Source organism: Vibrio sp. CCUG 15886, from assembly GCF_028570825.1.
Classification (GTDB): Bacteria; Pseudomonadota; Gammaproteobacteria; order Enterobacterales; family Vibrionaceae; genus Vibrio; species Vibrio vulnificus_B.
In genome coordinates this window covers 1-21,912 of record NZ_JAQQBT010000012.1, presented here as the reverse complement: position 1 = coordinate 21,912, position 21,912 = coordinate 1, and the positions used below count along the sequence as shown (strand labels likewise).

Annotated in this window: 22 protein-coding genes; 8 read left to right on the top strand and 14 right to left on the bottom strand. The window is 47.5% G+C overall.

The features are described from left to right. Window positions 1–140 precede the first annotated feature (140 nt). Window positions 141–434 (top strand): putative quinol monooxygenase, encoded by a 294-nt coding sequence (locus PQQ36_RS17205; protein WP_058645441.1) that lies wholly within the window; start codon window positions 141–143, stop codon window positions 432–434. A gap of 75 nt (window positions 435–509) precedes the next feature. Here PQQ36_RS17205 and PQQ36_RS17200 read toward each other — a convergent pair whose 3' ends face one another. Further along, a complete protein-coding gene (locus PQQ36_RS17200) occupies window positions 510–947 on the bottom strand; it encodes a YcgN family cysteine cluster protein (protein ID WP_058645440.1) in 438 nt (145 codons plus the stop codon). Window positions 948–1,086: 139 nt separating this feature from the next. Between PQQ36_RS17200 and PQQ36_RS17195 the strand changes: the two genes are divergently transcribed. The 6 genes from PQQ36_RS17195 (at window position 1,087) to PQQ36_RS17170 (ending at window position 6,994) form a co-directional block, all read left to right on the top strand. Continuing rightward, complete coding sequence (locus PQQ36_RS17195; protein ID WP_011079907.1) at window positions 1,087–1,335, top strand: YkgJ family cysteine cluster protein; 249 nt, start codon at window positions 1,087–1,089, stop codon at window positions 1,333–1,335. A gap of 222 nt (window positions 1,336–1,557) precedes the next feature. Beyond that, the gene (aqpZ, locus tag PQQ36_RS17190; RefSeq protein WP_263180506.1) at window positions 1,558–2,253 is read left to right on the top strand and encodes an aquaporin Z; all 696 of its coding nucleotides are present in this window, start codon (window positions 1,558–1,560) and stop codon (window positions 2,251–2,253) included. A gap of 155 nt (window positions 2,254–2,408) precedes the next feature. Further along, the gene (locus tag PQQ36_RS17185; RefSeq protein WP_043877401.1) at window positions 2,409–3,128 is read left to right on the top strand and encodes a response regulator transcription factor; all 720 of its coding nucleotides are present in this window, start codon (window positions 2,409–2,411) and stop codon (window positions 3,126–3,128) included. Then, window positions 3,125–4,732, top strand: a complete 1,608-nt coding sequence (locus PQQ36_RS17180; protein WP_263180508.1) for an ATP-binding protein — start codon at window positions 3,125–3,127, stop codon at window positions 4,730–4,732. The genes PQQ36_RS17185 and PQQ36_RS17180 overlap by 4 nt, the downstream gene beginning before the upstream one ends. Window positions 4,733–4,798: 66 nt before the next feature. Beyond that, window positions 4,799–5,833 (top strand): DUF2860 domain-containing protein, encoded by a 1,035-nt coding sequence (locus PQQ36_RS17175; protein ID WP_263180510.1) that lies wholly within the window; start codon window positions 4,799–4,801, stop codon window positions 5,831–5,833. Between the two features lie 15 nt (window positions 5,834–5,848). Further along, a complete protein-coding gene (locus PQQ36_RS17170; RefSeq protein WP_263180512.1) occupies window positions 5,849–6,994 on the top strand; it encodes a PKD domain-containing protein in 1,146 nt (381 codons plus the stop codon). A gap of 61 nt (window positions 6,995–7,055) precedes the next feature. Here the strand turns inward: PQQ36_RS17170 and recR are convergent, their stop codons facing one another. The 6 genes from recR to PQQ36_RS17140 all read right to left on the bottom strand — a co-directional run bounded on the left by recR (window position 7,056) and on the right by PQQ36_RS17140 (window position 12,958). Further along, window positions 7,056–7,658 carry a recombination mediator RecR gene (recR, locus tag PQQ36_RS17165; RefSeq protein ID WP_011079901.1) on the bottom strand — a complete coding sequence of 201 codons (603 nt, stop codon included), beginning with the start codon at window positions 7,656–7,658 and terminating at the stop codon, window positions 7,056–7,058. A gap of 15 nt (window positions 7,659–7,673) precedes the next feature. Then, window positions 7,674–8,003, bottom strand: a complete 330-nt coding sequence (locus PQQ36_RS17160) for a YbaB/EbfC family nucleoid-associated protein (RefSeq protein WP_011150874.1) — start codon at window positions 8,001–8,003, stop codon at window positions 7,674–7,676. Between the two features lie 77 nt (window positions 8,004–8,080). After that, the gene (gene dnaX / locus PQQ36_RS17155) at window positions 8,081–10,273 is read right to left on the bottom strand and encodes a DNA polymerase III subunit gamma/tau (RefSeq protein ID WP_263180513.1); all 2,193 of its coding nucleotides are present in this window, start codon (window positions 10,271–10,273) and stop codon (window positions 8,081–8,083) included. Window positions 10,274–10,281: 8 nt separating this feature from the next. Continuing rightward, complete coding sequence (apt, locus tag PQQ36_RS17150) at window positions 10,282–10,827, bottom strand: adenine phosphoribosyltransferase (protein ID WP_011079898.1); 546 nt, start codon at window positions 10,825–10,827, stop codon at window positions 10,282–10,284. A 165-nt stretch (window positions 10,828–10,992) separates the two neighbouring features. Beyond that, on the bottom strand, window positions 10,993–11,385 hold the full coding sequence (locus PQQ36_RS17145) for a YbaN family protein (RefSeq protein ID WP_072603452.1): 393 nt from the start codon (window positions 11,383–11,385) through the stop codon (window positions 10,993–10,995). A 466-nt stretch (window positions 11,386–11,851) separates the two neighbouring features. After that, window positions 11,852–12,958, bottom strand: a complete 1,107-nt coding sequence (locus PQQ36_RS17140; RefSeq protein WP_011079896.1) for a response regulator — start codon at window positions 12,956–12,958, stop codon at window positions 11,852–11,854. Window positions 12,959–13,236: 278 nt separating this feature from the next. Between PQQ36_RS17140 and PQQ36_RS17135 the strand changes: the two genes are divergently transcribed. Then, window positions 13,237–14,112 (top strand): LysR family transcriptional regulator, encoded by an 876-nt coding sequence (locus PQQ36_RS17135; RefSeq protein ID WP_011079895.1) that lies wholly within the window; start codon window positions 13,237–13,239, stop codon window positions 14,110–14,112. Window positions 14,113–14,216: 104 nt separating this feature from the next. Here the strand turns inward: PQQ36_RS17135 and purF are convergent, their stop codons facing one another. From purF to PQQ36_RS17100, 7 genes are all read right to left on the bottom strand, one after another. Further along, on the bottom strand, window positions 14,217–15,731 hold the full coding sequence (gene purF, locus PQQ36_RS17130; protein WP_011079894.1) for an amidophosphoribosyltransferase: 1,515 nt from the start codon (window positions 15,729–15,731) through the stop codon (window positions 14,217–14,219). Between the two features lie 36 nt (window positions 15,732–15,767). Further along, the gene (locus PQQ36_RS17125; protein ID WP_011079893.1) at window positions 15,768–16,259 is read right to left on the bottom strand and encodes a CvpA family protein; all 492 of its coding nucleotides are present in this window, start codon (window positions 16,257–16,259) and stop codon (window positions 15,768–15,770) included. 61 nt (window positions 16,260–16,320) lie between these two features. Further along, window positions 16,321–16,884, bottom strand: coding sequence for an SPOR domain-containing protein (locus PQQ36_RS17120; protein WP_017790111.1), 564 nt, complete (start codon window positions 16,882–16,884; stop codon window positions 16,321–16,323). Then, window positions 16,885–18,150, bottom strand: coding sequence for a bifunctional tetrahydrofolate synthase/dihydrofolate synthase (folC, locus tag PQQ36_RS17115; RefSeq protein WP_130246709.1), 1,266 nt, complete (start codon window positions 18,148–18,150; stop codon window positions 16,885–16,887). It lies immediately after the preceding gene. Between the two features lie 44 nt (window positions 18,151–18,194). Continuing rightward, a complete protein-coding gene (gene accD, locus PQQ36_RS17110) occupies window positions 18,195–19,121 on the bottom strand; it encodes an acetyl-CoA carboxylase, carboxyltransferase subunit beta (RefSeq protein ID WP_011079890.1) in 927 nt (308 codons plus the stop codon). A gap of 174 nt (window positions 19,122–19,295) precedes the next feature. After that, window positions 19,296–20,090, bottom strand: coding sequence for a tRNA pseudouridine(38-40) synthase TruA (gene truA / locus PQQ36_RS17105; RefSeq protein WP_011079889.1), 795 nt, complete (start codon window positions 20,088–20,090; stop codon window positions 19,296–19,298). Between the two features lie 125 nt (window positions 20,091–20,215). Then, on the bottom strand, window positions 20,216–21,912 hold a 1,697-nt coding region (locus tag PQQ36_RS17100; protein ID WP_337249692.1), incomplete at its 5' end, for a FimV/HubP family polar landmark protein.

The following is a 21,912-nucleotide window of genomic DNA, read 5'->3' as shown; positions in this document are numbered from 1 at the left end:
GGTTAGACATTATTTTAAAAATTCATTAGGAGTAGCCATTGTTCGCGATGGCCTAGACTCCTGTACCCTAAATTCAGCCTTTTACGCCAACATCAACACACGATGTTTGAGTTGGCCCATAACAAAGAGGACCAAACACAATGATTCATGTTACTGCGGCTTTTGTTGCCCAAGCAGGCAAAGAGACCCAACTGCATTCAGTATTGACGGCTATGCTCGAGCCCACCAGAAACGAGCAAGGCTGCCTACGTTATGTACTTTTAAAAGACAAAAACGATGCCACCAAATTCCTTTTCCAAGAATTATTTGCTGATCAAGCCGCTTTCGATTTCCACTGCGACCAGCCATATTTTCATGCCTTGCTAGCAAATATTGATGGCTTGTTGGCACAAGAGCCTGAGATTACTTTCTTCGAAAGTGCGGAAGTTGCATAAAGCGAGTGCGCGCACGACTCAATAAGCAAAAAGGCACGTTCTCGTGCCTTTTTGTCTCTGCCTCTTAGCCAGTACTTAGTAATCTGGATTCTCAATGACGTGGTCTTCCCAATCTTTCACATCAATTTCGTAAACCACTCGGTTACGAATACTCTGCCCTGCTGCATGCATGGCTGACTTAGAGCCGGTAATAAGAGGATGCCACTCCGGCAAAGGTTGGTTTTCTGAAAGTCGGCGATAAGCACAGGTGCGCGGTAGCCAATGGAACTCTGCGATTTTATCCTGAGTCAGCTTTAGGCAGTTTTCACCTGAAGAAAAACGATTTGGGTAATCTTTGCATGAACAGGTTTTACTGTTTAGCCAGCTACAAGCCACATTGGTGTAAAAGACTTCATCGGTCTCTTCGTCCATTAATTTGTGCAAACAGCATTTTCCGCAACCATCGCAAAGTGACTCCCACTCTTGCTCTGTCATCTCTCGCAAAGTTTTTGATTGCCAAAATGGTGTGCTCATAGGACTTCTTCTTACTTTCTACTGCGGGAGCCGTTTTATACTCCTGCGGGCCTCAAAGTGCAAGGGCAAAAATTGTCCATTCAGTTCATCGTAAATTTCTGCTACTATCGCGCCCCTTGATTTTTGACAGGTAACTAAGATGGATTGCAGACTCGGTTGTGGCGCTTGCTGCATCGCCCCAAGTATCTCTTCCGCCATTCCAGGAATGCCAAATGGTAAACCTGCTGGTGTACGCTGCATTCAACTCAACGAACACAATCTTTGTAAACTGTTTGGTCAGCCGGAGCGCCCAAAAGTTTGCCATGAATTCAAACCGTGCCCTGTGGTTTGCGGCACAACCAATCAACAAGCACTCGACAATATTACCGAGTTAGAGCAGCTTACTTAATCTCCTTATCTGCTTGGTTGAACGCTTTTTCTTTCCTCTACCTGCACGCCTTTTCGATAGATGAGCTGAGCAATCTCCTCTCAAAATGGTGAAACATTTCTTAGCTCTAAGAAAACACAGCCCCAAGGAGAATTTCGCGACACAATATCACGACACTTTCTAGCAAGGTGCTGATTGTCGGCTATTTTTATTCCAATACTCCCCCTCTCAATAGGACATTGTATGAATAAATATCTGGCGGAATTATTTGGCACCTTTTGGCTGGTGCTTGGTGGATGTGGCAGTGCCGTGTTGGCGGCCGCCTTTCCGGACGTTGGGATTGGCCTGCTAGGCGTATCCCTCGCGTTCGGTTTGACAGTGCTCACCATGGCTTTTGCTATCGGCCATATTTCTGGGTGTCACTTGAACCCTGCCGTCACCATTGGCTTATGGGCTGGCGGACGATTTGAAGCCAAAGAAATTGTTCCTTATATCCTTGCTCAAGTGATTGGTGGCGTCATTGCCGGTGGCGTGCTTTATACCATCGCCTCTGGTCAAATGGACTTCGATGCGGCGAGCTCGGGTTTTGCCTCTAACGGTTATGGTGAGCATTCTCCCGGTGGCTATTCGCTGACTTCTGCGCTGGTGACCGAAATCGTGATGACCATGATGTTTTTGCTGGTGATTCTTGGCGCAACAGATCAGCGTGCACCTCAAGGTTTTGCGCCCATCGCTATCGGTCTGTGCCTCACACTTATCCACCTCATCAGCATTCCAGTGACCAATACATCGGTCAACCCTGCTCGAAGTACCGGCGTTGCTCTCTATGTTGGCGATTGGGCCACCGCGCAACTTTGGCTATTCTGGGTTGCGCCGATTTTAGGCGCACTACTAGGGGCGGTGGCCTACAAGTTGATTTCAGGGTCGAACAAAGACTAATCACAGCGAGCCGCCGATTCGAGCGGCTCTTTTTCTATTGCTTCTTAATATTTTATAAAACACATCACAACTTTGTGACTTGGTCACAAATGGTCACAGAGCGATTCATTGAACTGGGTTATAGTTTTATTATTGACTCTCTGCCACGCAACACTATGACCTCACCAGCCTCATATCGGATTATTCTTGTCGAAGACGACTTGGAACTCGCTGAGTTGATCAAAGATTTTCTACAAAACTATGAATTTCAGATTGATATCGTCTCGGATGGCTTTCATGCTGTCGATGCAATCTTGTCAAACCAACCTGATTTGGTGATTCTCGATATTATGTTGCCCGGGCAAAGCGGCATGGAAGTGTGTAAAGCGATACGCAGTAAGTACCATGGCATGATTTTGATGCAAACAGCCCTAGATGACGACATTGACCAAGTCATGGGATTAGAACTGGGCGCAGACGACTACATCGTGAAGCAAGTAAAGCCAAGATTACTGCTGTCGCGCATTCGTGCGTTGCTGCGTAGACACGAGCGTTTAACGGCAGAAAGCAGCAAAGATGACTTACAACTCGGTCCTTTGGTGATTAATTTGCAACACCGCAGTGTCACATTGCATCAGCAAGCGCTCAAACTGACCACCTCTGAGTTTGAACTGCTGCTGCTCTTGGCCAGACACGTTGGCCAGGTCGTATCACGCGATGACATCGCACAGCACATTCGCGGCTTTGAATATGACGGATTAGATCGCTCCATCGACCGAAGAATTTCTCGCCTGCGCCGCACCCTCAATGATGACCCCAACGAACCAACCTTAATCAAGACCATTCGCGGCGTTGGTTATCAGCTGTGTGCCTCTTCTTGGGAGGTTTCAATATGATTCGCGCATTTGCCATCTTATGGTTGGCGGTGTTTGTACCGACTACTTTGTTGATCATCCCCAGTGGTGTAAACCCGGTTTTAAAACTCAACGAGCAGTTTTCCGAAGATTTCTATAAGCCGATCTATCGGGTGAACTTTGAGGTGTTGTCCAACAAACTCTTGCAGCAACCCACGACTCAGTGGCAACAAACGATCGACCACTATGCCAAAAGCTTTGCCTACCCTGTAAAGCTCCAACCGTTGGCAGACTACCAAGCCGACAACACCATCTATGCTTCACTACAACAAGGCCAAGTAACGTTTCTTTATGCCGACCCAATGGCGCTCTTACAACGAGTTGGCGACAGTGATCAAGTGCTATATATCGCTCTTAACGAATCCACCGAGCATGCAGTGCTCAATCAGGCCAAGGGTACACTCTCATTAGCGATTGAAGATCTGCGTCAACTGCCTAAAAGTGAGTGGAAAAACACGCTAGCACAAACCAACGCCAAACTCCCTGTCCACATTAGTTTGACCAACGAAACGCAACTTAGCGAGACTGCCAAGCTCGCTTTGTTGAACTCCCCCGACGAGATTGTTAGTTATATCAATGATGAGGGACGCGTCGAGCTGCTTGCCCCCATCGATGATGGCTTGTGGTTACACGTCCAAGATAACTTATCGCAAGCCGTACAACTCAAGTTGAGCACCACCATCGCGCTGATGTTCTTCCTACTGATTTCGCTTGCTTTGATTTTGTGGGTTTATCCACTTTGGCGTGACTTAACTCGACTGGTGGAAACCGCCACCGAATTTGGCCAAGGCAAACTGTCACAACGGGCGCGAGCTTCCAAGCTCTCGGTGGTTTCTCAACTCAGTGACTCCTTCAACAACATGGCCGACAATATCGAGAGTCTCATTGCTCGGCAGCGTGAGCTGACCAACGCCGTCGCACACGATTTACGTACGCCATTGTATCGGCTGCGCTTTGCGATTGAGATGCTGGAAGATCCTCACACCAGCGACGCGCAAAAAGAGAAATATCAACGCGCACTGCACACAAGCATTGATGATCTCGACCATCTCATCAATCAGAATTTACTGCTCTCTCGCTACAATCGGATTGCCGATATCACCCATTTTTCACCATGTTGCTTTGCTAGGGAGTTGCTCAATGAAATCGATGATTTCAAACTTCAGCATCCCGATCTCGATATCCAGTTTTACTGCTCGCCAGAGTTAAAACAGCACCGCATGTTCATCGACAACAAAGGATTGATGCGCGCGGTGAAAAACCTTCTTACCAATGCAAGCCGATTTGCTCAAAGTACCATTATTGTCTCGTTTAAATACAGTGGCAGCGCATTTCACATTACGGTGGAAGACGATGGCCAAGGTGTGCCCAATGAACACGCAGAACGCATTTTTGAACCTTTCACTCAGCTTGATAACCAAGCACGCAGTAGCGAAAAAGGACATGGGTTAGGATTGGCGATCGTTAAACAAATCATGCTTTGGCACAAAGGCAACGCGAAAGTGGTGTCATCGACTTTGGGTGGTGCTGCGATTGAACTGCAGTGGCCTGAGCTGCATCCGAATACTGCCGAGTCGGAATTGTGACCAAAATGGACACAATCCGTCCATAAAACGCCAACGATTTATCGATGTGGTGAATGCTAATTTGGAATGGCTTTCAAACGTCATTCACAAGGAATTAGCATGCAAGTTTCCCCAACACACGCGGCAATACTACTTAGTGCAATTGCCGCACTCGCCTCTTCATATAGCTTGGCAGAGCCGGACCCGTTTGATCCCGGATTCAGCGGCACCATCAGTATTAATATTGGCTTTGGCCAAAGCCAATCACAAAACAACACTCATGAAGATAATGAAATCACCGCCGATCTCACCAACCAAGGCAAAAAGCTATCACAAGCGTCTCCATTTTTTCTTGGCCGATTGCAATACAGCTTTGGCGACACGTTACTCTTTCTTGGCAATAGTGAAGAACAGATAGCAGAAGCGCAATTTCAAGCTGAACTGGGCGTTGCACATCGGTTCAACAACGCCATGATCCTCACTGCCGCACTCTTTGGGAATGTCCCTAGCATGGAAGAAGTCTGGCGTGACCCTTATCTCACTGGTCAAAAAAGGCAAACAACGGAGCAAACGGTCGGTGGCGTGAGATTCGCGATGGACATCACCAGCCCTTTGCCAATCAGTTTGAAATACGCTGTCGCCGGCAGCGAAGTTGAATATGACGACATCGGCCTCTCACAAGGGTTAACCACTGAAGCTCGTTCACAATTAAAGCGTGCCAGCGACTATCAACGCTTTGGCGCAGAGATCTCCTTTCCTTTGAGCCAGTCGTTTGTACTGTCCCCTGCATTTTACTACACGCTGCGCGACGCCGATGGCGATGCCAAAAGCAATCAATTATTGACCGCACAGATGTCGTTTCTTATCGCCCAAGGCAGACACAGTGTTATCACAACGCTGAGAAATAGCTCTGCCAGTTTTGATGCAGACAACCCCGTTTTTTCTCGCAAGCAAGATTACGAGAGCTTTGGCTTTTTCTCCGTCTACAGCTATGCCGATCTTTGGGGCTGGCGAAATACCCAACTGAACGTTATGGCGGGTTATCAAGAGTCGGATTCTGATATCGATTTTTACGACAGTGAAGAGGCCTTTCTCTCCACTGGCATTAGCTACAGTTTCTGATCCGGAGGATTTAAGATGTGTAACTTACTCAAAATCGTCTTAATAGCCACACTGTTGTTCCTCGCTGGGTGCGATGTTGATGACGCCAGTGATGCCACCAAATACACTAAGCCAACAGTCAACGCAGGTTCCGACCAATACCATACGTTGCCCATCGACACCATTACCCTGCATGGTTCTGCCAAAAGTTGGCCGAAACTGGTGTTCTCTATCAAGACCAAGCAATGGCGACAAATTTCTGGTCCACAGAGCCTAACCATTTTAAACGCTGACAGCTTTACGGCCACACTGCTCAACCCGACCGTTGCAGGAACGTACATCTTTGAACTTTACGCCAAAGACAGTGGTGATCGCTCCAATACGGACCAAGTGAAGATTGTGCTGCGTGAGCCTCAACCGGTTGTTGCAGCACGAAACTCATTGGGCTATGAAGACGACTACCAGCAACTTTGGCAAAGCGTAGCGACAAACTATCCGCACTACGATCAAATTCAAGATGAGTGGCAGCAGCTTTATCAGCCCTATTTGATCAAAGCGGCACAGGCGCAAAACGAAGAGCAATGGCGTTCATTAGTCGAGGCCATGTTCACCGAGCTGAGCGGATCAAGGCTAACCGCCATACAATCACCGTCGGCAGAGCGATGGAGAGCGAACCCAACAAGAGCCCTCGCAGTTCGCGGCCGTCAAGACAATGGCATTGGCTTGCTTGAGATAGGCGCTCTACATGAGCAAGACGCACTCCATGATATAGGTGAGCTGCATGAGATAGGGGCGCTGCATGATGTTTCGCTGGCCGATTTCACAAAGCATCTCGACGATGCGCTTATGCAGCTTAAGGGGGTTAGCGAGATACGCTTGGAAATAAAAGCGCCAAATGCACTTGGCGAACAGGCACTTTTTACCCTTTTGGAAAAACTCACCACACGCGCGGCTTTGCTGTGCATCAACCCAAACAAGGAGCCATCTTCGTGTGTTTCACTGCCTGCAAATAGTGACCTTGATGAAGTTGTATTGTTTAGCAACCCAACGTGCGAACAGACTACTTGTAGGATATTGAGTGAGTATCTCAGCTACCTACACAGTGGCGAACAGCACTTCTACTACACGCCATCACCCGTGCTCGACTCACATTGGCGATTGGTCATGGAGCCCGAATCTTAACTCGTTCATCAAAGAAAAAAACGCAATGAAAAAGCGATGCTGTAACAGCATCGCTTTGGTGTTAGTTGAGTTTGTGTCTGCCCAATAACGAATGGGAGAGTGTCGTGCCATCCACCAGCTCAAGCTCCCCACCGACCGGAACACCATGAGCAATTCGACTGGCGTCCACTTTATGCTCTCGACAAAGTTCAGCGATGTAGTGCGCAGTCGCTTCACCTTCCACGGTAGGGTTGGTCGCTAAGATCACTTCTTTGATATCACCGCGACGCAGACGATAATCGAGGACATCGAGGCCAATATCACTAGGTCCAATACCATCAAGCGGTGATAGGTGCCCCATCAGCACAAAGTAACGACCAGAGAATTGTCCTGTGGCTTCCACCGCAGCGATATCGGCAGGGCTTTCGACCACACACAATAATCCGTTTTCTTGGCGTTTTGGGTTGTTGCAGATATGACACACGTCTTCTTCGGTAAAAGTACGGCACTCGTTACAGTGACCAATTTCCGTCATGGCATGACTTAATGCATCCGCAAGCTGCAGGCCGCCTTTTCTATCTCGCTGTAACAAATGAAAGGCCATACGCTGTGCTGACTTGGGGCCAACCCCAGGCAAACAACGTAAGGCCTCCATCAATTGTTCCAGCATATGGCTGGTACGCATAGTTAACCTTTTCGATTAAAACGGCATTTTCATGCCTGGTGGTAGTTGCATACCGCCAGTGATTGCTGCCATTTTCTCTTTTTGAGTTTCTTCAACGCGGCGTGCTGCATCGTTAAATGCTGCTGCGATCAAGTCTTCAAGCATCTCTTTGTCATCTTCCATCAAGCTTTCATCGATGTTGACACGACGTACGCTGTGGCTACCAGTGATGGTGACTTTCACCAAGCCTGCGCCTGATTCGCCGACCACTTCCATATTTGCGATTTCTTCTTGAAGCTTTTGCATGCGTTCTTGCATTTGTTGGGCTTGCTTCATTAGGTTGCCCATACCGCCTTTACCAAACATGTTTTTCTCTCTGGTTGAATGAGGTGTTTCACTATGGATGGGGTCGTTTGTTGAACATTTCAACCCCGCGAATAAATTCAGACAGGACGAACACTGTCTCTGTCCAGTTCTGCACTGAATCGGCGCAGTATAAACTGAACATGGGTGTCATTTTCCAGGCTAGTGAAAGCCTGCTGTAATTTTTGCTGATAAAGCCTTTCGCGTAACTCTAAGGGAGTCTCACCTTGCTCTCCGACTTCCACAGAGAGATGGCAAGTTTCACCCAGCGTTTCGTTGAGCGCTGAAAGCAGCTCTTTTTGCGCTTTATCGGTATTTAAATGTTGTTGATGGCTACGCAGCGTCAAAGCGATGGTTGAACCATCTTTGTTATACGCCGAGTTGAGCGCTAACTGTTCCACCAATTTTGCCGTTTCGAGCTGGGTGATCAATTTTGCCCACTCACTCTGCTCAAGCGATTCTGCAACGAGTTTTTCCGCCATTTCTGGCGTTTTTTCGTGCTCAAGTGCACGTTTAATTTCCGTCGGTGTCAGCTCTTTGCTCTTAGATTGCACCACAGGCTGACTCGGACGCCATTGATAGGGTTCATCCTCTCTTACTTCAGGCTCTGACGGCGCAAGGCTTTGACGTGGCGACACCTGCGCTGCAGTTGCCTGCTTTTGCGCGACTCGATCGAGGACCGACTCTTTCTCAGCAGATGCCGCTTTAGACTTTTTTGAGCCACCATTTTGTGCCAACCCTTGACGTTGAGAACGCAATTGATGACGCAAACCGGTTAAACCACCAGAAGCTGAACTTGCGCTTTCAGGCGTGTGCTGCGGCGCAGGTTGAGGCTCAGGCTGCGATGCGGCTGCATCCTCATAGCCATAACCCATTGGCGGTATGTCATCCATAGGTGGATAATCGGCATAATCCATCGGTGGCGCATCATATTGAGGTGGCATCTCTGTCTGAACAGGCTGAGGGGCCACAGAACTTGGGGCATTCATCGATGAAGCGGGACGCGATGGCGCGTGACTGACCGCTTGAGGACGTTCTGCAGGAGCAATCCGTTCAGAGCTTGGCTTTGCGCTCATCGCCGGAGCCGTTTGTGCTGGCGCCGTACTCACTTGAGGAGCGGCACTTTGAGCTGCCGGAGCCGATGCTAAATTCGCACCTTGCGCAGAAATGATGTTCGCTTGCGACACATCCGCAGGACGAAATGCCATCATACGCAACACAATCATTTCCATCCCGATACGCCCATTTGGCGCCAAAGAGAGGTCATCACGCCCTTTTAAGGCGATCTGATAAAACAGCTGAACATCTTGTGGTGACAGTGCTCGGCTAAGCAGCTCAATTTTTTCTGCATCAGGCTGCGCTTTGTCTAGGCTTGAAGGCAACAGCTGGTACATGGCAATGCGATGCAGCTGAGTCGCCAATTGTTGCAACAAACCATCCCACTCCGCACCATTTTGCGCGAGCTGCTGAATCTTATCCATCGCCACTTGTGGCTGCTTGCTGCTGATGGCTTCTAAGAGATGGATCGCTTGGTCGGTATCAATGGTGCCTAACATATGGCTGACCAGATCAGTTTCAATCTGACCATTGCCTAACGCAATTGCTTGATCGGTTAAGCTTAGGGCGTCACGCATACTGCCATCGGCAGCATGCGCGATCATGCCAAGCGCACGCGCTTGAGCAGTGACACCTTCTTTTGCCAAAATAAAATCGAGCTGTTGATGGATAGCATCAACCGTGATCGGCTTAAGGTGGAACTGCAAACAACGAGACAAAATCGTCACAGGAAGTTTCTGTGGATCCGTTGTTGCCAATAGGAATTTCACATACTCTGGCGGCTCTTCTAAGGTTTTGAGTAACGCATTAAAAGAGTGACGCGAGAGCATGTGCACTTCGTCGATCAAGTAAACCTTGAAACGACCGCGCGCTGGTTTGTATTGAACGTTGTCTAACAGTTCACGAGTGTCTTCAACTTTAGTACGCGATGCGGCGTCAATCTCCAGTAGATCAACGAAGCGCCCTTCTTCAATCTCTCGGCAGGTATCACATTGTCCACAAGGCGCTGAGGTGATGCCCTTTTCGCAGTTGAGAGCTTTGGCAAACAAGCGACCAATCGAGGTTTTACCCACACCTCGTGTGCCACTGAACAAGTAAGCATGGTGCAGACGATTGTGCTCAAGAGCATTTTCTAGGGCAGTCAGCACATGGCCTTGCCCCACCACTTCTTTAAATTGACGCGGACGCCATTTTCGCGCTAAAGCTAAATAACTCATTGACTTAATTAGTGTCCTTCGAATTCACAGATGCTGTAAACGTTAAGGCCAAGACCTTCCAAACGCTTGTCGCCACCAATTTCAGGTAGATTGATAACAAACGCTGCATGCTCAACCACACCGCCAAGCTGACGAATCAGTTTGGTTGTCGCTTCAATGGTGCCGCCTGTAGCAAGCAAGTCATCAACCACTAACACTTTGTCACCTTCAACGATCGCATCCGTGTGGATTTCCAGTGTATCAACACCGTACTCAAGTTCGTATGATTGTGCGATGGTGTTGCGAGGCAGTTTACCCGGCTTACGTACAGGCACAAAACCCACACCTAATTGCAACGCAAGCGGTGCACCAAATAGGAAACCACGCGCTTCAGTACCCACCACTTTGGTGAACCCCATGTCTTTGTACTTATCAACCAACAATTGGATGGTTGCCTGGTACGCCTGAGCGTCTTCTAGAAGGCTGGTCACATCGCGAAACAGGATACCTGGTTTCGGGTAATCTGGGATGCTTTTAATACTGGCTTGGATCTGTGCAATGGTGTTTGTAGTCATAATATCGATTTACTTAGATTGGCTCATCGCCCTCTCTTTTTGTCACGCTATTATGAGGGCTTAGAACAGGTGGTACTCATCGTTACAGGGCTGACGTCGAACATTCTCTGTAACGCTAAAAACAAAATGCCCACTCGAAGAGTGGGCGCACTTTTCTTCCCAATTCTAGTCAGTTTCCCGTCGCGCGGCAACCGAGTCGCTCACAGGGAGGCGGACAAAAATGCCAAGCAAAACGATTAAACCAAACATTAGTGCAATCTTTAGCCACATGAGTGGCGCGATCCAGATAGAAACAGAGAAGCTCAGCAGAATAAACAAGATAGCACGCTGTTTAACGCGACGCGTCACAGCACGATTTTGTTGCCAATTGTCCAGTACCGGACCAAAGGTTTTGTGGCTGTGTAACCAATGATGAAATCGCGGGCTAGAACGTAAAAAACAGGCGCTCGCTAGCAGGATAAAAGGCGTGGTTGGGAGCAGAGGAAGGACAATGCCTGCAATACCAAGGCATAAACTGAGTCCACCAACTATATTGAGAAATAAACGTCGAATACGGATGGTGAACTCCCGATATTAATGCTTAGAAACCCGCGTAACCGTTAAGTACACGAATCCAGGTTAATGTCGCAGGTAAAGTTGGAATTAAAAGAACTGCGATAAAACCAAGAAAATAAAACAGATTATAGGGCTCTTTAAAATCTTTGTCTGCCATGATGCTTCTACTCTTGTGCTGATAACTTTCTTTACGTTTTCTACCCCAAAAGAGTTAACCAATGGTTAAGAAAATGGTTCATTATTGTTTTCGCCGCCAATATACAGCAAAGCCAACGGTCTAAACACCGAGCAAAAGTAGGGGTAATTGATAAATTTGCGATTTTGTAGAAAGAAAACCAACACCCTCTAAAGAAAATAGAGGAATCAACAAACAAAAGAATGGAGAAATGGAAAGCCGAACTATTGCAAAGTCACCCTCACGCGGACAAGAATATCGCCGCTCATGGCGGCGATATTAGGTGAAGTATCGTCAACTCACTTTACTGCCTTTGATGATATTCAAACTGAAACTGGCGGAGCCTAAACAGCCTAGTGTCAGTTGACTACCGCTACCTATATTGAGATCACGAGTGATGAAGTTTTTTAAACTGTTGTGACCTAGACGGTTTCCAGCAGCAATATGCTGATTGATGAACCCCGTTGACCACTGACTGTCTAGCCCCGCAGGTAAAATTTCAACACTTCCATCCACCAAATCCGCAATGCCAAATAGCGCATTAACCGGGCACGCACAATCCGAATAACGAATGCCCCGCTCTAGGATTTCGACAATATCTTTTAAGTCAGCGCTAAAGCTTTTTAGATTACGTAAGTAATCATCAAACAAAGCGCGTATCAACAAGGCAGTAGCGACACCTTGCTTTTCTACTGAAGCCGAATCGACGAGGTAAAACGCAAACTGGCCATTCATCAACCAACGGTAATCAAACACGAGCGGCATCATATCGGTTGATTGCAGCAACTTATAAGAAAACTTCCAATCGCCCTGCGACGTATCTTTGTCTGGCAGCAAAGCGTGGAGTAAGTCTCTTGCCGAATTGGGGTTATCTTCCAAATAGTTTAAATGCCAGTGAAGCTCCTGCTCGTCGGGCAACTCTCCGCCGCCATCGACTCGAAACCACTGGCTGGAAAAATCGCGTTGATCCGACATATGGTTCATCGAATCTTCCAATGTATTCTCAATCGCTTCCGCTAGGTGTTGATAATCTCCAATTGGTTTGGGTAAGAAATCTTTAATCCCAAAACGCAGCGCTTTGGCAACATCGGACATCTCTCCTGTTGCGGAAACCACAATCAAAGGCAAGGAGGGGTACTCGAGACTGACCTCCTCGACAAATTCTATCCCGTCTAACACGGGCATGGACAAATCACATAATACGATATCAGGATCGCATTCACGTAACTGCTGAAGGGCTTGCAAACCGTTTTCTGACTCAACGACTTTATATCCCTGACTTTCGAGATAGGCACTGGTAATTCGGCGAAAGATCGGATCATCATCAACCAGTTGTATTAACTTTGGTTGTACCGCTTCCCTTGCCGAGGTCATTGCCGTTTGACTGTGAGTCTTGTACATAGCTTCACCTCACACACTCAGTCAAAGTGGTTATCAATGTTATTATTTTTGTAGTTTACTTATCACAGACGGGCCACTTCCTGTGCTCTGCACCCACTCTGCTCTGTAATAAAACGTAGCTGTAAAAAGCCATTTATACAAATATTCCACTTTATATCAGAGTTTGCTACTAGATGTATGCTGATCACAAATCGTGCGACCTGTTGACATGAAGCAAACTTTCATCGCAAAGTTAGCGCTAAATTAGGCCTATTTGGTAAATAGATGTGTCAGGAAATATGAAATTAGACGATCTCAACCTGTTCAGACTCGTTGTTGAAAATGGGAGCTACACCGCAACTTCACGTAAGACCATGATCCCCGTGGCGACCATCACCCGACGCATACAAGCTTTGGAAGATGCGGTGAACTTGCGCCTTCTCAATCGCCATGCACGTAAATTATCACTGACAGAAGCGGGAGAACGCTTTTTCCGTGAATGCTCTCCTTTACTGCAAAGACTCACAAACACAGCCGAAGAAATTACCGATGAATGTCGTGGTGCGTCTGGCAAAATCAAGATTTCAACGCCCTACAATCTCACCAAGCGTATGATGATGCCAATGTTGAACGGTTTTATGAGTCAGTATCCAGAAATCAACATTGAACTCACTACAGAGAGTAACGCTGATCAACTTGACCCAACCGAATGGGATGTCATTTTCCGCGTAGGACCACAAAGAGATTCAAGCCTTATCGCGCGTAAAATTGGTTCAGTGAAAGATATTTTGGTGGCTAGCCCTGAGTACGTAAACGCTCACCCAATGCCAACTCATGCTGAAGATCTGCACGACCACTTCCTACTCAAAGGCCACCCGCTGTTGAAGTGGACATTAATCAACAGCAAAGGCGAAACCGTTGTTAACGTTGATCGTGGTCGCTTTCAAGCCAACGCACTGAATGTGGTACGTAGCGCGTGCTCAGAAGGGCTAGGCATCACTCTCATGCCAGACGTGATGATAAAAGAGTATATCGCCGATGGCAGCCTAGTGCGTATTCTGCCTGACTGGAGTGCAAACCCACGCGATATTTATATGCTCTACAATCACAAAGATCACTTACCCGAAAAAGTGCGTTTGTTTATCGACTACGTGATTGCTTATAACATCCACTAACGATGTAGCGCGTAACCACAGAGGTTATTTCGAGCACAAAAAAACCAGAGCAGAAAAGCTCTGGTTTTTATTTGTCTTATCTTAACCCTGAACTCCGGTGTCGATTACGCACCTTCGTTATGCAACTCTAGGTTAGCCAGATCTTGTTGAATCTCGCGCTGAACCTTTGCATCATCGTTACGCATCGAATCTAGGAAATCGAGGTATTGCTGATCAATATCACCCGTCACGTATTCGCCGTTAAACACCGAAGTATCAAACTTGGTAATATCAAGGTTACCTAAGCCCACCGCATCCACTAAATCTTCCAGTTTTTGGAAAATCAGCGCGTCAGCACCAATCAGCTTACAGATCGTCTCGTTATCTCGTCCATGCGCAATAAGCTCAGTCGCACTTGGCATATCAATGCCGTAAACGTTCGGGAAACGCACCTCGGGTGCAGCAGAGACAATAAACACTTTCTTAGCGCCTGAGTCTCTTGCCATTTCGATAATTTGCTCAGAAGTGGTTCCACGTACAATTGAGTCGTCCACTAACAGTACATTCTTATCTTTGAATTCAGAGCGAATGGCATTGAGCTTGCGACGTACCGATTTTTTACGCAATTGCTGGCCCGGCATGATAAAGGTACGGCCGACATAGCGGTTTTTAACAAACCCTTGGCGGTACGGCTTATCAATCGCTTGAGCAATTTGCAGTGCGATATCACAAGAGGTCTCTGGAATGGGAATGACAACGTCAATATCAAGATCGGCGTACTCTTCTTTAATACGCTCACCCAACTTTTTACCCATTTCGACTCGTGCACTATAGACAGAGATTTTGTCGATAAACGAATCTGGACGTGCAAAGTAAACGAACTCAAAAATGCACGGGTTGAGTTTTGGATTGTCAGCGCACTGCTTGGTAAAGAGTTCACCGTCAAAAGTCGCGTAAATCGCTTCACCTGGTGCGACGTCACGCACAAAATCAAAGCCAACCGCATCCAGCGCTACTGATTCTGACGCCACCATGTATTCCGTTTGTCCGTTCTCTTCGCGCTTACCTAAGCAAAGTGGACGAATACCATGTGGGTCGCGAAAGGCAATCATACCGTGACCAATGATCATCGCTGTAACGGCGTAAGCACCACGAATGGTACGATGGACATTGGCGATGGCTCGGAAGACATCATCGGCAGTAACGTTGCCTTTTACAGTATCAATTTCATGAGCAAGAACGTTAAGAAGAACTTCGGAGTCTGAGGTGGTATTCACATGGCGGCGATCTTTTTCGAACAATTTCTGACGAACTTCATGCGCGTTAGTCAGGTTGCCGTTGTGCGCTAAGCTAATGCCAAATGGCGAGTTAACGTAGAAAGGCTGTGCTTCTGAAGCACTTGAACTACCGGCCGTTGGATAGCGTACATGACCAATGCCGACGTTGCCTTGAAGACGTTGCATGTGTTTTGCTTCAAACACATCTTTGACCAGACCGTTTGCCTTACGCAGACGAAAACGATTGCTTTCTATGGTACAAATACCAGCGGCATCTTGGCCACGATGCTGTAACACTGTTAACGCGTCATAAATTGACTGGTTTACAGGGGTTGTGCCCACGATTCCAACAATACCACACATGTCCTAATCCTCGATTTGCGACAGTAGCTGGCACCGCTAGAGAGTGCCAGACAAAAAACTCGATGTTGCTTGTAAATGCTCGAAGAATGGGGCAATGATTCGACTGAACTCAGGGACCAGTTGCGAACTCTTCCACCACTCCGAACTTGGGAATGCCGTAAAAGCATCCATAAAAAACAGCACCGCAGAGACAATTAGCACCCCACGTAAACCGCCAAACACCACACCCAAAATTCGGTCTGTGCCTGAAAGCCCTGTTTTTTGTACTAGTTGAGCAATGACATAATTGACCACTGCACCAACTACCAAGGTCGCGACAAACAATGCCGCAATTGCGGCTCCGTTTCGAAACATGTCATCTTCGATATTGGTGAAATACACCGCGAGTTTGGTGTAATAGTTACTGGAGATAAAAAAGGCTCCAAACCAAATCACCAATGACAATGCTTCTTTCGCAAAACCGCGAACTAAACTGATCAGAGCTGAAAATCCGATCACACCTAAAATGACAAAATCTAACCAATTCATGTTTTCTTCATCTTAAGTTGGCGCGCATTTTAACAGAAAAAATGCTGACGCAAACGTTTTCTTATGGGTTTAGTGGTTTAAATTTGAGCAATTGACCTTTGGAACCGGTAATTTTTTCCAATTCCACGACTTGTCTTTCAAGTTTACTTTTTGACACATCAGGACCAATTACAACTCGAGTAAATCCATTTTCTTTGATGGTATGCGCTTGATAACCGCGTTTCTGCAAATCCTTCGCCATGTTCTGCGCGTTCTCTTCATTACGCAGTGCCATTAACTGAATGATCCATGCTGAATCTTCGTAGTTATTCTTGTCTGCGACCTCGTTGATTTTGACTTCAACAGATTTCGGTTTTGTTTGGCTTTGTCGCGTTTCACTTGGCGTTGACGCAGACTGCCCCACCGTCGCGACCACAGGAGACTCTGGTAGCTTGATGTCGTCCTCTACGGGCTCAAGAATTTCGAAACTCTCCACCTCGTTGCTCAACTCCGGTTTGATCGGAATGGTGGCAAACTCTTCTTTATAGTGAAGCTTCTGGCCATCGAGGACATCAGGAAGCACTATCACGCCGATAGCGACCAAGATAATGGTCCCCACCAGACGGCTTTGGAACTTACTTGCCATTTAATTACCTTTGTTTTGTTGCCAATGCTCCAACACTTCACCCACGGTGTGGAAAGAGCCAACCACTAACACTATCTCATCAGATTGTGCTTGTGACAGTGCTTGGTCAAAAGCGTGTGCTGGATCGGTATAACTTTGTGTGCCTTGCGGCAAATATTGAATCAATTCTTCGGCTGTCGCGGCTCTTGGCCCTGTCAGCGAGGCTGGGTACCAATGGCGTGTCACGGGCGCTAAAACTTCTAGCGTGGATTTGATGTCTTTATCCTTCAACATGCCAATCACCGCATGGATGATTTTGCCTTGGTAGCGAGACTGAAGCTGAGTCACTAAATATTCCGCGGAATGAGGATTATGCGCCACATCCAAAAGAATTAACGGCGCTGTCTGCAACACCTGCATTCGACCCGCTAACTTAGCGTTTTTTAGTCCGTTGACGATGTTGATATCGCTCAGTTCAAGATTGGAGGCACCTAGCGCCATTAACGCGGTTGCGGCATTTGGCAAAGGCAAACCTGGGAGAGGCAAATCTTCCAATGCGAAAGCACCATGCTGCCAGCGCCAACCTTCGCCAGAAAGCTGATAGTCAAACTGAATACCGACTTGGTAAAATTCTGCGCCGATATCGTCTGCATGTGCGGCAACCGTTGACGGAGGCGTTGGCTGGCCACAAATAGCTGGCTTACCACTACGATAAATGCCCGCTTTCTCAAAGCCGATAACGTTAATGTCATCTCCGAGCCAATCTACGTGGTCAAGCGCCAAGCTAGTGATCACTGAGACATCGTGATCCACCACGTTAGTGGCGTCCAATCGCCCACCTAGGCCAACTTCCAAAAGAACCACATCGACCTTTTCCGTTTGGAACAAGCGTAATGCAGCCAGCGTTCCATACTCAAACAAGCTTAGGCTGATATCACCACGTTGTTGCTCAATGAAATCAAACGCTTCACAGTGCTTTTCGTCCGCAAGATCTTGACCATTAATGCGGACTCGTTCGTTATAACGAATTAAGTGTGGCGAGCTGTACACGCCAACGGAATATCCAGCATCAAGTAAGATCGCTTCCATTAACGCACAAGTTGAACCCTTGCCGTTCGTGCCAGCAACAGTGATCACAGTGGGTGCAGGTTTGGTGAGGTTTGCTTTGAGAGCAACAGCTTGAACTCGGTCTAGGCCAAGATCAATGGCAGAAGTGTGTATGTTGGCTAAATAATCAAGCCACACCGCCATAGGGGATGTGGCTTGTGGAATAGAGTTTTGTTTCATCTAACGATAACCATCAAAGACTTGGTTGTTTGTTAGAGGCTACTTTACCCTTTTTCGTTCGCTTCTGGTACAGAATATGCCGCTTCATTTGGTGAATCGTTCACAGAAACAACGAGAGGCGACTTGTGATTGGTCAGCTTGGCGATCAAACCACCAACGCGCTGACGCATTTCACGGCGATCGACGATCATATCGATGGCACCGTGCTCAAGTAGGAACTCACTGCGCTGGAAGCCTTCAGGCAGATCTTCACGCACGGTTTGCTCGATAACACGACGACCAGCAAAACCGATCAGCGCTTTTGGCTCACCGATATTAATGTCGCCAAGCATCGCTAAGCTCGCTGAAACACCACCCATGGTTGGGTCGGTCATCACAGAGATAAACGGCAGACCTTTCGCAGATAGACGCTCTAACGCCGCACTGGTTTTTGCCATTTGCATGAGAGACATCAGAGCCTCTTGCATGCGCGCACCACCACTTGCTGAGAAACATACCAGCGCACAGTTGTTTTCCATTGCCGCTTCAACCGCACGTACGAAACGCGCGCCGACAACAGAGCCCATTGAACCACCCATAAATGAGAATTCAAACGCACAAGCGACAATAGGCATGCCTAACAATTCACCTTTCATGGCAACAAGGGCGTCTTTCTCACCGCTGCTCTTCTGCGCTGCTGCAATACGCTCTTTATAACGCTTAGAGTCTTTAAACTTCAGTTTATCTTGTGGCTCAAGTTCACCACCTAGCTCTACGCGATTGCCTTCGTCCAAAAACGTTTCTAGACGACGACGTGCTTTCATACGCATATGGTGATTACACTTAGGACACACTTCAAGATTACGCTCAAGCTCCGCATGATACAGAACTTGCTCACATGAAGTACATTTCGTCCACACACCCTCAGGGATAGACGCTTTACGTGAGCTTACGATGTTGCTTTTTTCTAAAATCTTTTCAAGCCAACTCATGGAAGACCTTTTCTCTCAACGCTTCCGCTCCATAGCGAAAGACAAAAATTCGAATTTACGCGTGTGGATTAAACCACATATAACGACAACTGTAGATAAAAAACTGGTTGTACCTATTTTTTCAGTCAAAGTCGCACGCTAAGTTACTCATTTTTTTGAATCTGAATCTCTCGATTAGTTCAAATTATCGGGCAAAAACAACGGGCCGATCGACTCGCGAGGTAAATCGAACTCTTCAGGGTAGTCCACATCGACGAGATACAAACCTTCGGCTTTGGCCGTCGGGCCGGCGAGCTTACGATCTTTCGCTTCTAGCAACCATTTGATCCACTCTGGATCTTGCTCACCACGGCCGACCATAATTAAGCTGCCCGTAATGTTGCGCACCATGTGGTGTACAAAGGCATTGGCTTTAATGTCGATCACCACATAGTGTCCGTGACGTGTCACATTCAAATGGATCATATTGCGAAATGGACTGAGCGATTGACATTGCACCGCGCGAAACGAGGTGAAGTCATTTTCGCCCAACAAATATTGTCCCGCCTCATGCATTTTCTTCTCATCAAGCTCGCCATGATAATGGCTTACCCCTGAGCCCAAAATGCCAGGACGCAATGCATGGTTAAAAATGATATAGCGGTAGCGGCGTGCGGTTGCTGAAAAACGCGCATGGAACTCATCTGGTACTGCTTTCGCCCAACGTACTGCGATGTCTTTGGGTAAGTTCGCATTGGCCCCCATGGTCCAAGCAACCATTTTACGCTCAACATTGGTATCGAAGTGAACCACTTGCCCAGTACCGTGAACTCCAGCATCGGTGCGACCTGCACATTGTACTTCTACTGGGTGGTTAGCCACTTTCGACAGCGCCTTCTCCAGCTTTTCTTGAACACTGGCGACTTCGCGTTGACGCTGCCAACCGAAATAGTCAGTGCCATTGTATTCGATGCCTAATGCAATTCTCATGATAACCTTCGATTTGAATTTGGGGCGGGAAGTATAAACGGTTGTGGCTGGAATTTCTAATCCTCAAGCCTCGAGCGATAAAACAAGGGGCAGCGAAAGCTGCCCCTTGTTACTTAAGAATGAAACTAACGGCCGTTAATCATATCAATGAGATTTTTCGCTTCACGGCGAACATCATCATCACCATAAACAATCGCTTCTTCGAGCAGTTTGATTGCCCCTTCTGCATCGTTCATTTCGATATAAATTTTTGCCAGATCCAATTTACCCGACGCTTCTGCGTTTTCATCCACATCCACGTTGCTAATGTCCCCAATCACGTCAGGAAATTCATCCAGGCCGACATCCAGTTTGAGATCTTCCTCTTCGAACTCCACTTCATCACCATCAACTTGAGCCATGAGCTCGTCAATCGTCATGTACTGGTTTTTCTTCGGATCAAAGTCGTCTTGTTCGGCCCAGTTTTCCTCATCGATATTGGGTTGTCTGAGGGCCTCCTCTGAGCTCCAAATTTCACGCTCTTCAGCAGGCACATCATTCGTTGCTTCTGCTGATGGGTTATCCGGTAGTTTAAAGCCATTCCAGTCGTCGCCGCCGACTTCCAACATCGCCTCAATGTCCATACCAGCACTGGCAGCCATTTCATCATCGGGCGATTCTGGGAAGAAGTTATCATCCAAAGCGTCTTCAGAAAGCAGATGCGCCATCGCTGCTTCATCAAATTCAGAATGAAGCACCTCTTCTTCTGCGATATTGAAGCCCGCTTCCTGAGCAAAAACATCAAATAGGGCATCTTGTTCTTCATAGGAAGAAGGATTGATATGCGGCTTGTTAACGGTATTTAACTCACCACTCTCTTCAATCGATGGTAATTCCAAAGAGTCAAAATGATAATCTTGCTCTTCTAGCTCGGAGGTAATTGGCGCTTCATCGAGCTCCTCTGCCACCGAAACGATGGCATCTTCTTCGCCAAATTCTGGCAGATCGAGTTCATCAATTTCAAAATCGTCTGATTCTGCTTCAGGCTCAGCGTCAGGTTCGATGTTTGGCTCACTGGCAACCGCTTCTGCCGCCTCATCTTCGCCAAACTCAGGCAGATCGAGTTCGTCAAAGTCGAACGCATCGTCCGTTGTTTCGGCTTGAGCTTGCTTTTCTGCACTTTCTACGTTGTCAGTTGCGACTTCGCTTGGCTCAAGAACGTCATCTAACGCAGATTCTTCGCTTGTCACTTCAGATTTAACGGCTGGCTCTTCAGCTGCAAACGCGTCCTCTTCCACAACCGGAGCATCGTAAGAAGGTTCATCTGCCATCGCAGCCAGTGCTTCGTCTTCGCCAAACTCTGGCAGATCGAGTTCGTCAAAGTCGAACGCATCGTCCGTTGTTTCGGCTTGAGCTTGCTCTTCTGCACTTTCTACGTTGTCAGTTGCCGCTTCGCTTGGCTCAAGCACTTCATCTAACGCGGACTCGTCACTTATGATTTCAGATTCAACGGCTGGCTCTTCCGTTGCAAACGCGTCCTCTTCCACAACCGGAGCATCGTAAGAAGGTTCATCTTCCATCGCAGCCAGTGCTTCGTCTTCGCCAAACTCTGGCAATTCGAGTTCGTCAAAGTCGAACGCATCGTCCGTTGTTTCGGCTTGAGCTTGCTCTTCTGCACTTTCTGCGTTGTCAGTTGCCGCTTTGCTTGGCTCAAGAACGTCATCTAACGCAGATTCTTCGCTTGTCACTTCAGATTCAACGGCTGACTCTTCAGCTGCAAACGCGTCCTCTTCCACAACCGGAGCATCGTAAGAAGGTTCATCTGCCATCGCAGCCAGTGCTT